Origin of the sequence: Streptomyces sp. NPDC059037, assembly GCF_042740015.1 — a bacterium.
Lineage (GTDB): Bacteria > Actinomycetota > Actinomycetes > Streptomycetales > Streptomycetaceae > Streptomyces.
This window is the reverse complement of record NZ_JBHYIG010000020.1, coordinates 1-13,808: the sequence shown is the minus strand read 5'-3', so window position 1 is coordinate 13,808 and position 13,808 is coordinate 1. Positions and strand designations below refer to the sequence as shown.

The 13,808-nt window shown below is 72.4% G+C and carries 13 protein-coding genes; 10 read left to right on the top strand and 3 right to left on the bottom strand.

Annotated elements, in window-relative coordinates; translation table 11 throughout:
- Positions 1-13: 13 nt before the first annotated feature.
- The 7 genes from dhbC to ACFWY6_RS06900 are packed head-to-tail and all read left to right on the top strand — an operon-like array spanning position 14 to position 8,496.
- On the top strand, positions 14-1,234 hold the full coding sequence (gene dhbC, locus ACFWY6_RS06930) for an isochorismate synthase DhbC (RefSeq protein ID WP_384687166.1): 1,221 nt from the start codon (positions 14-16) through the stop codon (positions 1,232-1,234).
- The gene (locus tag ACFWY6_RS06925) at positions 1,231-2,889 is read left to right on the top strand and encodes a (2,3-dihydroxybenzoyl)adenylate synthase (protein WP_384687164.1); all 1,659 of its coding nucleotides are present in this window, start codon (positions 1,231-1,233) and stop codon (positions 2,887-2,889) included. Before dhbC ends, ACFWY6_RS06925 begins: the two co-directional genes overlap by 4 nt.
- 50 nt (positions 2,890-2,939) lie before the next feature.
- Positions 2,940-3,572: an isochorismatase family protein gene (locus ACFWY6_RS06920; protein WP_384687162.1), complete on the top strand. Its 633-nt coding sequence runs from the start codon at positions 2,940-2,942 to the stop codon at positions 3,570-3,572.
- Position 3,573: 1 nt separating this feature from the next.
- A complete protein-coding gene (locus ACFWY6_RS06915; RefSeq protein ID WP_360764079.1) occupies positions 3,574-3,804 on the top strand; it encodes a phosphopantetheine-binding protein in 231 nt (76 codons plus the stop codon).
- Complete coding sequence (locus ACFWY6_RS06910) at positions 3,801-7,685, top strand: amino acid adenylation domain-containing protein (RefSeq protein WP_384687159.1); 3,885 nt, start codon at positions 3,801-3,803, stop codon at positions 7,683-7,685. Before ACFWY6_RS06915 ends, ACFWY6_RS06910 begins: the two co-directional genes overlap by 4 nt.
- On the top strand, positions 7,682-7,879 hold the full coding sequence (locus ACFWY6_RS06905) for an MbtH family NRPS accessory protein (RefSeq protein ID WP_361821741.1): 198 nt from the start codon (positions 7,682-7,684) through the stop codon (positions 7,877-7,879). Before ACFWY6_RS06910 ends, ACFWY6_RS06905 begins: the two co-directional genes overlap by 4 nt.
- On the top strand, positions 7,810-8,496 hold the full coding sequence (locus ACFWY6_RS06900; RefSeq protein ID WP_384687157.1) for a 4'-phosphopantetheinyl transferase family protein: 687 nt from the start codon (positions 7,810-7,812) through the stop codon (positions 8,494-8,496). The genes ACFWY6_RS06905 and ACFWY6_RS06900 overlap by 70 nt, the downstream gene beginning before the upstream one ends.
- Here the strand turns inward: ACFWY6_RS06900 and fes are convergent.
- On the bottom strand, positions 8,466-9,743 hold the full coding sequence (gene fes / locus ACFWY6_RS06895) for an enterochelin esterase (protein WP_384687155.1): 1,278 nt from the start codon (positions 9,741-9,743) through the stop codon (positions 8,466-8,468). The two genes, ACFWY6_RS06900 and fes, sit on opposite strands and share 31 nt — an antisense overlap.
- A gap of 124 nt (positions 9,744-9,867) precedes the next feature.
- Here fes and ACFWY6_RS06890 point away from each other — a divergent pair, with 124 nt between their 5' ends.
- Positions 9,868-10,713: a hypothetical protein gene (locus ACFWY6_RS06890; RefSeq protein WP_384687153.1), complete on the top strand. Its 846-nt coding sequence runs from the start codon at positions 9,868-9,870 to the stop codon at positions 10,711-10,713.
- Between the two features lie 5 nt (positions 10,714-10,718).
- On the opposite strand, the gene ACFWY6_RS06885 is transcribed toward ACFWY6_RS06890, so the two are convergent.
- Complete coding sequence (locus ACFWY6_RS06885) at positions 10,719-11,174, bottom strand: MarR family winged helix-turn-helix transcriptional regulator (protein ID WP_384687151.1); 456 nt, start codon at positions 11,172-11,174, stop codon at positions 10,719-10,721.
- Positions 11,175-11,448: 274 nt separating this feature from the next.
- Between ACFWY6_RS06885 and ACFWY6_RS06880 the strand changes: the two genes are divergently transcribed.
- Both ACFWY6_RS06880 and ACFWY6_RS06875 read left to right on the top strand, forming a co-directional pair.
- A complete protein-coding gene (locus ACFWY6_RS06880; RefSeq protein ID WP_384687234.1) occupies positions 11,449-12,840 on the top strand; it encodes an MFS transporter in 1,392 nt (463 codons plus the stop codon).
- A 14-nt stretch (positions 12,841-12,854) separates the two neighbouring features.
- A complete protein-coding gene (locus ACFWY6_RS06875) occupies positions 12,855-13,487 on the top strand; it encodes a DUF2461 family protein (RefSeq protein ID WP_384687149.1) in 633 nt (210 codons plus the stop codon).
- Between the two features lie 7 nt (positions 13,488-13,494).
- Here ACFWY6_RS06875 and ACFWY6_RS06870 read toward each other — a convergent pair.
- The coding region (locus tag ACFWY6_RS06870; RefSeq protein ID WP_384687147.1) for a DUF6059 family protein at positions 13,495-13,808 on the bottom strand (314 nt) is incomplete at its 5' end.

Sequence of the window (13,808 nt, the reverse complement as noted above, 5' to 3'; positions counted from 1 at the left end):
CGAGGAGTCACCCGTGACACCCGCCCATGACGCGGTAGCGCTCGCCGCCCCCCACACCCCCGGGGCCGTCGGCGCGGCCACCGCACTGCTCGACGCCTATCAGCCGGGCGACACCCGGTTCTTCGCGTCCCCCACCCGTACGCTCCTCGCCCACGGCTCGGCAGCCGAAGTCCCGCACGACGAGCGGCCGTTGACCGAGCGGGTCGCCGCAACGCTGCAGGCGCAGCGGCGCGCGGGCAACCAGGCCCCGGTCGTGGTGGGCTCCATCCCCTTCGACCCCGCCGCGCCCGCCGTGCTCAGCGTGCCCGAAGCGGTCCGCTGGGCGCCCGCCCTGCGCACCGATCCGCTCGTCGCCCTGCCCACCGAGCCGCCCGCCACAGCCGGGGGCTGGCAGGTCCGCGAGGTCCCTTCGGGCGAGGAGTACGCCGCCTCGGTCGAGGCAGCCGTACGGCGCATGAAGAGCGGCGAGTTCGACAAGGTCGTCCTCGCCCGCACCCTGCAGCTCGACACCGAGGGCCCGCTCGACCTGCCCGCGATGCTGCAGCGCCTGGCCCGCCGCGACCCGCACGGCTACTCCTTCGCCGTGCCGACGGGCCCCGGCCGCACCCTCCTCGGCGCGAGCCCCGAGCTGCTCGTCTCCCGGCACGGCGACCGGCTGACCGCCAACCCCCTCGCGGGTTCGACGCCGCGCTCGGCCGATCTGGCCGAGGACGTGCGCCGGGCGGCCGCCCTGCTCGAATCGGCGAAGGACCTGCACGAGCACGCGGTCGTCGTGGACGCCGTGCACAAGGCCCTCGCCCCCTTCTGCACCGACCTCGACGTCCCCGAGCGGCCCACGCTGGTCCGCACGGCCACCATGTGGCACCTGTCGACGACCGTCACCGGCGAGCTCGCCGACGCGGCCACCTCCGCCCTTGACCTCGCGTGCGCACTGCACCCGACCCCGGCCGTCTGCGGCACCCCGACCGGCCACGCCCGCGGCGTGATCGGCGAGTTGGAGCCTTTCGACCGCGGGCACTACACCGGCATGGTCGGATGGAGCGACGCGCAGGGTGACGGCGAGTGGGTCGTCACGATCCGCTGCGCGGAGGCCGAGGAGCGGGAGAACGGCAGCGGCCGGCTGCGGCTCTTCGCGGGCGCGGGCGTCGTCGCCGACTCCTCGCCCGAGGCCGAACGGGCCGAGACGGGCGCCAAGTTCCGTACGTTCCTCGACGCGGTGGGGGTCGACCGATGACGACACCGATGACGACGCCGATGACGTCGGCATACAGCGGCGTGGACGCGCCGCGCATCCCCGACGAGTTCGCCGAGCGGTACCGCGCCGCCGGTTACTGGCGCGGCGAGACCTTCGGCGGCATGCTCCGCGAGCGGGCCGAAGCGCACCCGGACCGGGTCGCGATCACCGACGGGGACCGTAACTGGACGTACGGCGAACTCGACGTGCGCGCCGACCGGTTGGCCGCCGGATTCGCCGCCCGCGGCATCACCAAGGGCGACCGGGTCGTCGTCCAGCTCCCGAACATCGCCGAGTTCTTCGAGGTGGTCTTCGCGCTCTTCCGGATCGGCGCCCTGCCGGTCTTCGCGCTGCCCGCGCACCGCGAGACGGAGATCCACTACTTCTGCGAGTTCACCGAGGCCGTCGCCTACGTCGTCCCCGACCGGCTCGGCGGCTTCGACCACCGTGACCTCGCGGCGAAGGTCCGCGCCGAAGTGCCCACGCTGCGCGACGTGTTCGTGGTGGGCGACCCCGGTGAAGACACCGCGCACACGGCGCTCGCCGACGTGCCGTGCGAGCCGGTCGAGATCGCCGGACCCGCGCCGTCCGACCTCGCGTTCCTCCAGCTGTCCGGCGGCAGCACCGGCGTACCCAAGCTGATCCCCCGCACCCACGACGACTACATGTACTCGCTGTGGGGCTCCAACGAGCTCTGCGGTGTGACCGAGGAGTCCGTCTACCTCGTGGCGCTGCCCGCGGCGCACAACTTCCCGCTCTCGTCGCCGGGTTCGCTGGGTCTGCTGTACGCGGGCGGCCGCGTCGTGATGTGCCCGCAGCCCGACCCGGACACCGCGTTCCCGATCATCGAGCGGGAGAAGGTGACCATCACCGGTCTCGTCCCGCCGCTCGCCCTGGTGTGGACCGACGCGGGACGCACCACTCCGTACGACATCTCCAGCCTCGACGTGCTGCTCGTGGGCGGCGCGAAGTTCAGCGAGGCGGCGGCCCGCCGGGTCACCCCCGCGCTCGGCTGCACCCTGCAGCAGGTCTTCGGGATGGCCGAGGGTCTGGTCAACTACACGCGCCTGGACGACCCGGCGGAGACGATCGTCACCACGCAGGGGCGGCCGATCTCCCCCGACGACGAGATCCGCATCGTGGACGACGCCGACCAGGACGTGCCCGACGGCGAGTCCGGCCATCTGCTGACCCGCGGCCCGTACACCATCCGCGGCTACTGGCGCGCCCCCGAGCACAACGCACGCTCGTTCACCGCCGACGGTTTCTACCGCACGGGCGACATCGTGAGCCGCACGCCCACCGGCCATCTGGTGGTCGAGGGCCGGGCGAAGGACCAGATCAACCGGGGCGGCGAGAAGATCGCCCCGGAGGAGGTCGAGAACATCATCCTCGGCCACCCGCACGTCCACGACGTGTCGGTCGTCGCCGTCCCCGACGAGTACCTGGGCGAGCGGACCCTCGCCTATGTCATCCCGCGCGAGGACGCCGAACCGCTCAAGCCGGTCACCATCAAGAAGTTCGTGCGCGAGCGGGGGCTCGCCGCGTTCAAGGTGCCCGACCGGGTGGAGTTCGTGACCGCCTTCCCGCAGACCGGCATCGGCAAGGTCAGCAAGAAGGACCAGCGGACGAGCGCCGCGACCCCGGACAGCTGAGCAGCACCGTTCCTCCCGCATTCCTGAGCTTCACCGAAAGGCCACCGACCATGGCGCTCCCCGCCGTCACGCCGTACCCGATGCCCGCATCCGACGAACTGCCCGACAACCGCGTCGCGTGGAACGTCGACCCGCGGCGGGCGGTGCTGCTCGTCCACGACCTGCAGAACCACTTCCTGACCGCGTACACCCCCGACACCTCGCCGACCACCGAACTCCTCACCAACGTGGGCGAGTTGGCGAAGGCGGCGCGCGCGGCCGGCATGCCGGTCCTGTACTCGGCGCAGCCGGGCGGCCAGTCCCCCCAAGAGCGCGGTCTCCAGCAGGACTTCTGGGGCCCCGGCCTGCCGGACGACGAGCACGCGAAGGCGATCGCGGGCCCGGTCGCGCCGGAGCCCAGCGACACGGTGATCACGAAGTGGAAGTACAGCGCGTACGTCCGCACCGACCTTGAAGAGCGGATGCGCGAGGCGGGCCGGGACCAGATCGTGATCGTCGGCGTGTACGCGCACATCGGCGTCCTGATGACGGCGTGCGACGCGTGGATGCGTGACGTGCAGGCGTTCGTCGTGGCCGACGCCGTCGCCGACTTCTCCCGCGAGGACCACGACATGGCGCTGCGCTACGCGGCGGGCCGCTGCGCGGTCGTCACCACCACCGACGCGGTTCTGAAGGGGATCTGACATGGCGCTCAGCGTGGAAACCATCCGGGCGGACGTCGCGGACGTGCTCGGCGAGGACCCGGCCGACATTCCCGTCGACGAGAACCTGGTCGACTACGGCCTCGACTCCGTACGCATCATGGCGCTCATCGAGCGCTGGCGCCGCGAGCACGAGATCACCGCCACCTTCGTCGACCTGGCCGAGCAGCCCGCCATCGAGGCCTGGGCGCCGATTCTGGGAGCCTCCGCATGAGGCTCACCGCTGCCCAGTCGGGCATGTGGTTCGCCCAGGCCCTCGACCCCGGGAGCCCGGCCCAGAACACCGCCGAGTGCCTGGAGATCCACGGGCCGATCGACCCGTCCGTGTTCGCGGACGCCCTGCGGCAGGTCGTCTCCGAGGCCGACGCCCTGCGCGTACGGATCATCGAAGGGGCCGAAGGGCCGAGCCAGTTGGAGGTCACCGACCCCACACTGCCGCTGAAGGTGCGCGATCTGCGCGCCGCCGCGGACCCGGACGCCGAGGCGCGGGAGTGGATGCGCGACGACCTCGCCACGCCCTTCGACCTGGCGGCGGGGCCGCTGTTCGCGCACGCGCTGTTCCGCGTGGGCGACGAGCGGTGGCTGTGGTACCAGCGGGTGCACCACATCGTGATGGACGGCTTCGGCTACTCGCTGCTCGCCCGCCGCACCGCCGATGTCTACACCGCGCTCGCCGCGGGCGAGACCCCGGCCGACAGCCCCTTCGGGCGGCTCGCGGACCTGGTCGACGAGGACACCGCCTACCGTGCGTCGGAAACGTACGACAAGGACCGCCGCTACTGGGACGAGGCCTTCTGCGACCGCCCGGACGCGCCGAACCTGGCCGGGCGCACGGCGCTGCCGTCCCGCACCTTCCACCGCCGCACCGCCCACCTGTCCCCCGAAGCGACCGCGCGGCTGCGGGAGTTGGCGACCTCGATGCGGGCGACCTGGCCGGAGGTGCTCGTCGCCGCGCAGGCGCTGTACGTCTCGCGGGCCACCGGCTCCGCCGAGGTGGTGCTCGGTCTGCCGATGATGGGCCGGATGGGTTCGGTGGCCCTGCGCGTGCCCGGCATGGTGATGAACGTGCTGCCGCTGCGGCTCACCGTCACCCCGCAGGCGACGTTCGCCGAGCTGACCCGGCAGGTGGTGCTCGGCATCCGCGCCGCCCGCCGCCACCAGCGCTACCGCTACGAGGACATCCGCCGCGACCTGGGCCTCCTGGGGGAGGGCCGCTCGCTGGTCGGGCCGCTTGTCAACGTGATGCCGTTCGACTACGGCCTGACCTTCGCGGGCGCCCGCACCGACGCCCACAATCTGTCGGCGGGCCCGGTCGACGACCTCACGGTCAATGTGTACGACCGCGCGGACGGCAGCGGTCTGCGCATCGACTACGACGGCAATCCGGCCCTGTACGAGCCGGACGAACTCGGCGTCCACCAGGCGCGGTTCATGGAGCTCCTGGAGCGCCTCTCGCAGGCCGAGCCGCATGCCACGCTCGCCGAGCACACCATCGCGCGCCGCTCCGAACTCGCCCTGGTCGTCGAGGAGTTCAACGCCACCGCGCAGCCGGTGCCGCCCACCACCCTGATCGGCCCGATCGAGGCCCAGGCGGTCCGCACCCCGGACGCCACGGCCCTCGTCTTCGGCGACCAGGAGCTGACGTACGCCGAGCTGAACGCCCGCGCGAACCGGCTCGCCCACCATCTGATCGAGATCGGCGTACGGCCCGGCGCCCTCGCCGCGGTGGCGGTGCCCCGCTCCCTCGACCTGGTGGTCACGCTCCTCGCCGTGCTCAAGGCGGGCGGCGCCTACCTCCCGCTGGACCCGGACTATCCGTCGGACCGCCTCGCGTACATGCTGGGCGACGCCGATCCGGCCTGCGTGATCGCGGACCGCGCGGACCGGGTGCCCGCGTCGGGCATCCCGCTCGTCGCCCTCGACCGCCTGGACACCACGCCGTACGGGAGCTACGACCCGCCGCGCGCGCTCACGCCGCACCATCCGGCGTACGTCATCTACACCTCCGGCTCGACGGGCCGCCCCAAGGGCGTCGTCGTGCCGCACTCGGCGATCGACAACCGGCTGCGCTGGATGCAGCACGAGTACGAACTCGCCCCCGGTGACCGGGTGTTGCAGAAGACGCCGTCCGGTTTCGACGTGTCGGTGTGGGAGTTCTTCTGGGCGCTGCGGGCCGGTGCGACGCTGGTCGTCGCCGAGCCGGGCGGCCACAAGGACCCGGCGTATCTGGCCCGCGTCATCCGCGAACATGCCGTCACCGTCTGCCACTTCGTGCCGTCGATGCTCCAGGTGTTCCTGGCCGAGCCCGCCGCCGCGGACTGCTCGGGACTGCGGCACGTCTTCTGCAGCGGCGAGGCGCTGCCGCGCGAGACGGTCCGCGACTTCGGGCGCGTCCTGGACGGCGTACCGCTGCACAATCTGTACGGCCCGACCGAGGCGGCCGTCGATGTGACGTACCACCCGTGCGCGACCGCCGCGACGGGCCCGGTACCGATCGGCAAGCCCGTCTGGAACACCCGTCTGTACGTCCTGGACGCGGCGCTCCAGCCGTGCCCGCCGGGCGTGCAGGGCGAGTTGTTCCTCGCGGGCACCCAGCTGGCGATCGAGTACCTGGGGCGGCCCGAGCTGACCGCGTCCCGTTTCGTCGCCGACCCCTACGGCCCGTCCGGCACCCGGATGTACCGCACGGGCGACCTGGCGCGCTGGACGGAACACGGCGAGATCGAGTACCTGGGCCGCACCGACCACCAGGTGAAGCTGCGCGGACTGCGCATCGAACTGGGCGAGATCGAGGCCGAGTTGGCCGGTGATCCGGCGGTGAGCGCGGCCAGTGTGCTGGTCCGCGAGGACCGTCCGGGCGACCAGCGGCTCGTCGGGTACGTCACGGCCGACGGGGCGGGGGCCCCGGACCCCGAGGCGCTGCGCACCCGCCTCGCCCGGACACTGCCGGACTACATGGTGCCGGGCGCGATCGTGGTCCTGGACGACTTCCCGCTCAGCCCGAACGGCAAGCTGGACCGGCGCGCGCTGCCCGCCCCCGCCTTCGAGGGGTCGGCCGACGGCGGCCGCGTGCCCAGCGGCCACCGCGAGGAGACCCTCACCCGGCTCTTCGCGGAGATCCTGGGCGTGCCCCAACTGGGCGTGGACGACGCGTTCTTCGACCTCGGCGGCACCTCGCTGCTCGCGGCGCGGCTCGTCGCCAGGGTCCGCGACACGCTCGGCGCGGAGCTCACCATCGGCACGCTCTTCCAGGCGCAGACCCCGGCGGCGCTCGCCGCCCACCTGGACGCGGACCGCGGCGAGGCCGATCACGCCCTGGACGTGCTGCTCCCGCTGCGCGCGGGCGGCGACCGCACCCCGCTGTTCGCGTTCCACCCCGCGGGCGGCATCAGCTGGTGCTACTCGGGTCTGCTCTCGCGGCTCGACCCCGGGCAGCCGGTGTACGGGCTGCAGGCGCACGGACTGCACGGCGAGGAGCAACTCCCGTCCTCGATGGAGGAGATGGCGGCCGAGTACGTGGACGCCCTGCGCGGCGTACAGCCGCACGGCCCCTACCGGCTGCTCGGCTGGTCGGTGGGCGGCGTCCTCGCGCACACCGTCGCCGTACGCCTCCAAGAGGCGGGCGAGCAGGTCGAGTTGCTCGCGCTCCTCGACGCCTATCCGTCGGACCAGTGGCGCGACTCGGCGATCCCGGCCGAGGCGGACGCCCTGACGGCGCTGCTTCGGATGGCCGGTTACGACCGGACGGGCGAGCTGACCCGCGACGACGTCCTGGCGACGCTGCACCGCGAGGGCAGCGCGCTGGCCGGTCTTCCCGACCGGACGCTCACCGCGGTGATCGACATCGTGGTCAACAACGCGCGGCTGATGCGCGAGCACGACCACCGGGCCTTCGACGGCGACGCGCTGTTCTTCACGGCGTCCGCGCCGCGCGCCGAGGACTGGCTGACGCGCGAGGCCTGGACCCCGTACATCGGTGGTGAGATCGACAACCACGATGTGGACTGTCTGCACCCGGAGTTGACCCAGCCGCGGCGTCTCGACGAGATCTGCGCCGTCCTCGCCACCCGCCTCAAGGAGCTGGACCACGCATGACGATCACGGCAGGCCCCTTCGATCCGACCGGCGCGGACGACGCCGCGGAGCCGACGCATCTGGTCCTGGAGAACGCGCGCGGCGAGCACTCCCTGTGGCCGGCGTTCCGCCCGGCTCCCGAGGGATGGCGGACGGTGTACGGCCCCGAGCCGTACGGCCGTTGCGTGGCCCATCTCCAGGCTCCGCCCGCGTGACGGATCTCCACCTCGTACGCCCGGCCCCGCTCTGCGACATCGACGTTTCCGTACTCGATGCCGATGAGCGGCGCCGGGCGGCGGCGTTGCGGCGTCCCGCGGACCGTGCGGTGTACGTGGCGGCGCACACCGCGCTGCGGCGCAGGCTCGGCGCGTATCTGTCCGTCGATCCGGCGGCGGTGGAGCTCGTGCGTCTGCCGTGCCCCGGATGCGGCGGGCCGCACGGCCGTCCCGCCGTGGCCGGGGGCGAGGGCCCGCACTTCTCGCTGTCGCACACGGGCGGCCTCGCCCTGCTCGCCTTCGCGGACCGTCCGGTCGGCGTCGACATCGAGCGGCTGCCCGCGCCGAGCGTGGTGGACGACGTGGCGGCGGCCCTGCACCCCTTGGAGCGGGCCCAACTGGCCGCGCTCCCGGCCCTCGAGCGGCCGCTCGCCTTCGCCCGCTGCTGGACCCGCAAGGAGGCATGCCTGAAGGGGACGGGCGCGGGTCTCGCCGGTGACGGGATGACGGCACTGCTGGTGGGGACCGGATCCGCGCCCGCGCCGGTGCCGGGCTGGACGATGACGGACGCGGACGTCCCCGAGGGCTACGCGGCGGCGGTCGCGGTCGCCGCCTGAGCACCAAGCAGGCCTACGAGCCCGTCAGCCAGCTCGGTGCGCCAGCAGAGGTAGTCGTGCCCGCCGTTGTACTCGCGGTACACGGCGTCGTCGTACCCCTTCTCCCGCAAGGTGTCGCGCAGCCTGCGCAGGGCGGGGAGTGCCACCCACTCCTGCTCACCGGCCGAGAGCCAGAACCGGACGGGCAGCTTCTCGCTCGCGGCGATGCGGCCGGTCAGCCACTCGGAGCTTTCGAGGTCGGGTCCGTCGGGCCACCAGAAGGACCCGGACTGGGCGAGGACCCGGCCGAAGCGTCCCGGCGCCGCGAAGGCCGCAAAGGCGGCGGTGAGGCCGCCGAGGCTCTGGCCCGCGACGACGGTGCGGGCCGGGTCGTCGGTCAGCGAAAGCCGTCCGGCCGCCCAGGGCAGCAGTTCGCGCTCCAGGAACCCCACGAAGCGTTCGTTGCAGGCGAGTTCGGCCCAGCGCAGGTCCGAGTACAGGGAATCGGGAAGCAGGGCGACCAGCGGCGGGATGCGGCCGTCCGCGATGAGGTTGTCCAGAAGCGCGGCGACATCGAGGCCCGGCTGCCACATCTCGCCGTCCATCAGGACGAGGACGTGCAGATCGTCCCCGCCGCCCGGCGGCTCGTACACATGGACGGGACGCTCATTGCCGAGCAGCTCGCTGCGGACGGTGTGGGTGGTGACGGTGCCGCGCGCGACGCCCTCGCGCCGCTGCCAGTCCTCGCCGCGCGGGGCCCCCGGCAGCTCGACGTACGACACCGGATCGCCGCCCCAACGCCGGGCCAGCGTCCGCGAGTTCAGCGGGTCGCCCTGCTGACGGCCGCGCAGCCAGGCCCAGTACTCGCCCTGCTCCCGCGGCCCTTCGCCCTCGTCCACGCAGAGGGTGTAGGTGGCCCGCCAGTCGTCGCGCATCCGGATCGACCAGTGCCAGATGTCGGTGCCCGGTACGCGCTCCATCAGATTGCGCGCGAGGTCTCGCGGATCAACGATCTTGTTCGGGAGTACGAGCACCGCACGCGTCGCCTCGCTCCCCCGCCACAGGAAGGTGACCACCCGGTGGTCGGCATCGCCCCGCGGATCGGGCTCGACGATCGGCGCCCCGCCCGCAGCCCGCACGGCTCCCCAGAAGTCGCCCCGCACCACGGCCCGGTCCACCCAGGCGCTGGACGCGCGCTCGACGGGCCGCGGCCGGGCGATGCGGGGCGGCCGGCGGGTGGTCCCGTCGGGGGGAGCGGTCAGCGGCATGGGGAGGCCTCCAGGAGTCGATAAGGGTGACCTTACTTGAGAGGTGCCGCCGCAGGTCGGCCAGGCTCCGGTGCCCGTGGACCGAAAGCCGGAAAAGCCGCGACGCCGCTGTACATTGCCGCTTATGTCGATACCCAACCCGCCGCAGCCGGGCCCGTACCAGCCGAACCCGAACCCCAATCCGTACCAGCAGCCTCCGGGCGCGGTATCGCCTCAGCCCTACGGCCCGCAGCCCGGCCCGTACGCCCAGCAGCCGGGCCCTTACGGCCAGCCGCCGGCTCCCGTGGGTGGCCCGCCGGCGCCTCCGGCCGTTCCGCGCAGACCGACGCCGGGGTGGGTCTGGGGGCTCGGCGGCGTGGTCGTGGCATCAGCCCTGTGGGCGGGGGCGCTCTTCGCCACCGGCAACCTCGGATCGGGCGGCGGCGACGCGGACTTCGCCGGTCACCAGTACACGAAGAACCTCTGCGACGCCACGAAGCTCAAGGCGTTCCAGAAGAAGTACACGCTCGACACGGACTCCACCGCGACCACGCACTACGGCTCCCGGCAGAAGGGGCTCGACCAGAGCTACTGCAGCCACAAGCTGAAGGACCCGGAGGCGGCCGCCGACTCGTACGCGAGCACCTACGTCTACTCCACCGCCCGGTGGCACAAGACGACCGACCCGGCGGGCGAGTTCGCCTCGGAGTGGAAGGCCTTCGAGGACCAGTCGCAGAAGACGTACGGCTACACGACGAAGGCCGTGAGCGGCATCGGCGACGAGGCGTATCTGGTGACCGAGAAGAGCGGCACGGACAAGGACTCCCTCACCAGCATGACGCTCGCCGTGCGCGCGGGCTGGTTCACGATCCAGATGCACTGGAGCTCATACGGAGCCCCGGACGACAAGGCCACCCAGCCGACGGACGCGGAGATCCGGAAGATGCTGGAGACCGACACCCGCACGGCGATGGAGAGCCTCAAGAAGTAGGCCCCTCAAGGGCGCGGCCAGGGGTGCCCTTCGAGCCGCTCGATGTCGCCGTTGAAGCGCTGGAGGAAGTCGGCGAAGGTCGCCACGTCCTGCGGCGTCCAGTCGCTGAACACCTTCTCCAGGCCTCCGGTGTAATCGGCGCGGTCGGCGTCGAGTTGGTGCTCGCCCTCGGCGGAGATGCGGAACTTGCGGGCCAGGCCGCCGTCGGGGTCGGGGATGCGTTCGACGAGTCCGGCGCGCAGCATGGCCGCGGTCTGCCGGTTGAGGGTGGACGCGTCGAGCCCGAAGGCCTCGCTGAGCTGGCCGATGGACATCGGCCCGTCCATCTGGATGCGGCTGAGCAGGACGTACGCACTGCGGTCCAGGCGCCCGCCGGTGGCGCGCGTCCGGGGGTTGTACAGGTGCGAGTGCCGCCCGAGCAGCATGGTCTCGAACTCGACCCGGCCAACGGGCTTTTCCATGTGAGGCATCCTCCGACTCCCGGCGCTTTACAGGGCAGGGCTGCCCGCACCGGCCCTGCCGCACATGATGCATCGTACTCGGCGTATGCATGATGCATGTCATATGTATAGTGCACATCAGCGTGCGGGCCGAGGGCGTCGCATCGTGCGGGGCCGAGGGTGTCGCGCAGAGTCGAGGGAGAAACCAGTGGTCAGATCCGAGCCCGATGAGTCCGCTGTGCGCCCGGGGCGCATCGTCGGCGTACTCGCCCTCGCGGGCATCGTCGCCGCGGTCATGCAGACGCTGGTGGTGCCGCTGATCGGCGACCTGCCGAGCATGCTCGACACCTCGGCGTCGAACGCGTCCTGGGTGGTCACGGCCACGCTGCTCTCCGCGGCGGTGGCGACTCCGGTGGCCGGGCGGCTCGGTGACATGTACGGCAAGCGCCGCATGCTGCTCGTCTCCGTGCTGCCGCTCGTCGCCGGCTCGGTGGTCTGCGCGCTGTCGTCCTCCGTCGTGCCGATGATCGTCGGGCGCGGACTGCAGGGCCTGGGCATGGGCGTGGTGCCGCTGGGCGTCAGCCTGCTGCGCGATGTGCTGCCGCCCGAGCGCCTGGGCTCCTCCATCGCCCTGATGAGCGCGTCCATGGGCGTGGGCGGCGCGCTCGGCCTGCCGTTCTCGGCGGCCGTCGCCGAGAACGCGAGCTGGCGCGTGCTGTTCTGGGTCGCCGCCGCGCTGAGTCTTCTGGTCGGCGCCCTTGCCTGGCTGTTCGTGCCCGCGGGGCGGGTGGGGGCCGCAGCGGGCCGCTTCGACCTCCTGGGCGCGATCGGTCTCGGCAGCGGTCTGATCTGTCTGCTGCTCGCCGTGTCCAAGGGCTCCGACTGGGGCTGGGCGAGCGGGACGACGCTCGGTCTCTTCGCCGCGGCCGTCGTCGTCCTGCTCACCTGGGGCTGGTGGGAGCTGCGCAGCGCCGAGCCGCTGGTCGACCTGCGCGTCACCGCACGCCCGCAGGTCCTGATGACCAACGCGGCCTCGGTGCTCGTCGGTTTCGCGATGTACGCCCAGTCGCTCGTCGTGCCCCAGCTGCTTCAACTGCCCGAGGCCACCGGCTACGGCCTGGGGCAGTCGATGATGGCCATGGGGCTGTGGATGGCCCCGGCGGGCCTGATGATGATGGCCCTCGCCCCGCTCGGCGCCAAGCTCTCGGCGGCCCGCGGCCCCAAGGTCACGCTGTCCGTCGGCAGCCTGGTCATCGCCGTCGGCTACGCCTCTTCGCTGCTCCTGCTCGGCTCGACCTGGGGCCTGCTCGCCGTGACGATCGTCTGCAACGCGGGCGTCGGCCTGGCCTACGGGGCGATGCCGGCCCTGATCATGGGGGCCGTGCCGCAGGAGGAGACCGCTTCGGCCAACAGCTTCAACACGCTGATGCGTTCCATCGGCAGCTCCGTCTCGGCCGCCGTGATCGGTGTGGTCCTCGCGCAGCTGACGACGGACTTCGGCGGCCACCTGCTGCCGTCGGAGGACGGCTTCCGCGTCGCCATGCTGATGGGCTGCTCGGTGGCCCTCGCGGCGGCTGCCGTCGCCTCGCTCATTCCCGTACGGCCGATGAATCCCTTGCCCGAGCCGGAAGTTGACGCCGAAGCGAACGCGGTGGCCTCCCACTCTCCGGGGGCGGACCAGGGGTGAGCTAACCTGCCCGCATGCGCGGACAGTTCACCGGCTGGCCGGAACAGGCCATGGACGTGTTGTGGCAGCTGCAGGGCGAACCGACCCACGCGACCCGCGAGCGCTGTCGCGCGGACCGCGAACGCCTGGTCCGGCAGCCGATGATCGCCCTGCTCAACGAGGTCGCGGACGCCGACCCCCGGTACGAGGACTTCTCCGTCTGGCACTACCGCACCGACTCCTGGTGGTGGCAGCACCAGAGCGCGGTGATCCGGCTCGGCCGCAAGATCGAGATCAATCTCCGGTTCTCCCTGGACGGCCTGCGGATCCAGGGCGCCTGGTGGTACCCCGATCCCGGCCAGGTGGACATGTTCCGCAAAGCGGTGGCCTCCGAGGGGAGCGGCCGCGAACTGTCCGCCATCGTCGAGGACGTGCGGAAGAAGGGCTACGACATCTCCGGGGACGTGATGAAGCGCCCCCCGCGCGGCTATCCGACGAACCACTCCCGTACGAACCTGCTGCGCCACCGTTCGCTGATCGCCGCCCGTCCCCTCGGCTGCGAGGAGTGGCTGCACACCCCCGGGGCGGTCGACCGGGTCCTCTCGGCCGCCGCCGACCTGGACGCCCTGCTCATGTGGCTGGTCCGCCACGTGAAGCACGCCGCCTGAAGCAACGTCAATGGCGTCGTGCTGCCGGTGCACGGCGGCTGGTCGGCGGTGTGAGTTCCCGGGCGAGGGACCGCTCGACGTCGGTCAACGGCAGGTCGGGGACCAGCCGTTCGGGGCCGCCCGCGGGCGGCGGGCTCAGCGGCGGGGGCAGGATCAGGCCAGGGCAGTGGATCGGCGGCACCATCTGCGTGGCGCCGTAGGCCACCAGGCTGCGCCAGGCCGCCTTGACACAGCGACGTACGAAGAACCTCATGCGGTCCATCCCTTCGAGCGAGCCGGGTGAGCGGGGGCGCGCGACGGCCGGCCGGCCCCGGCCCGGCC

Bases quoted from the DNA above. Each gene is read 5' to 3' on its own strand.
- ACFWY6_RS06925 (WP_384687164.1), top strand. From the start codon at position 1,231: ATGACGACACCGATGACGACGCCGATGACGTCGGCATACAGCGGCGTG.
- fes (WP_384687155.1), bottom strand. From the start codon at position 9,743: ATGCCGCTGACCGCTCCCCCCGACGGGACCACCCGCCGGCCGCCCCGC.
- ACFWY6_RS06900 (WP_384687157.1), top strand. From the start codon at position 7,810: ATGGCGGACGGTGTACGGCCCCGAGCCGTACGGCCGTTGCGTGGCCCA.
- ACFWY6_RS06875 (WP_384687149.1), top strand. From the start codon at position 12,855: ATGCGCGGACAGTTCACCGGCTGGCCGGAACAGGCCATGGACGTGTTG.
- ACFWY6_RS06885 (WP_384687151.1), bottom strand. From the start codon at position 11,174: ATGGAAAAGCCCGTTGGCCGGGTCGAGTTCGAGACCATGCTGCTCGGG.
- ACFWY6_RS06915 (WP_360764079.1), top strand. From the start codon at position 3,574: ATGGCGCTCAGCGTGGAAACCATCCGGGCGGACGTCGCGGACGTGCTC.
- ACFWY6_RS06890 (WP_384687153.1), top strand. From the start codon at position 9,868: ATGTCGATACCCAACCCGCCGCAGCCGGGCCCGTACCAGCCGAACCCG.
- ACFWY6_RS06880 (WP_384687234.1), top strand. From the start codon at position 11,449: ATGCAGACGCTGGTGGTGCCGCTGATCGGCGACCTGCCGAGCATGCTC.
- ACFWY6_RS06910 (WP_384687159.1), top strand. From the start codon at position 3,801: ATGAGGCTCACCGCTGCCCAGTCGGGCATGTGGTTCGCCCAGGCCCTC.
- ACFWY6_RS06920 (WP_384687162.1), top strand. From the start codon at position 2,940: ATGGCGCTCCCCGCCGTCACGCCGTACCCGATGCCCGCATCCGACGAA.
- ACFWY6_RS06905 (WP_361821741.1), top strand. From the start codon at position 7,682: ATGACGATCACGGCAGGCCCCTTCGATCCGACCGGCGCGGACGACGCC.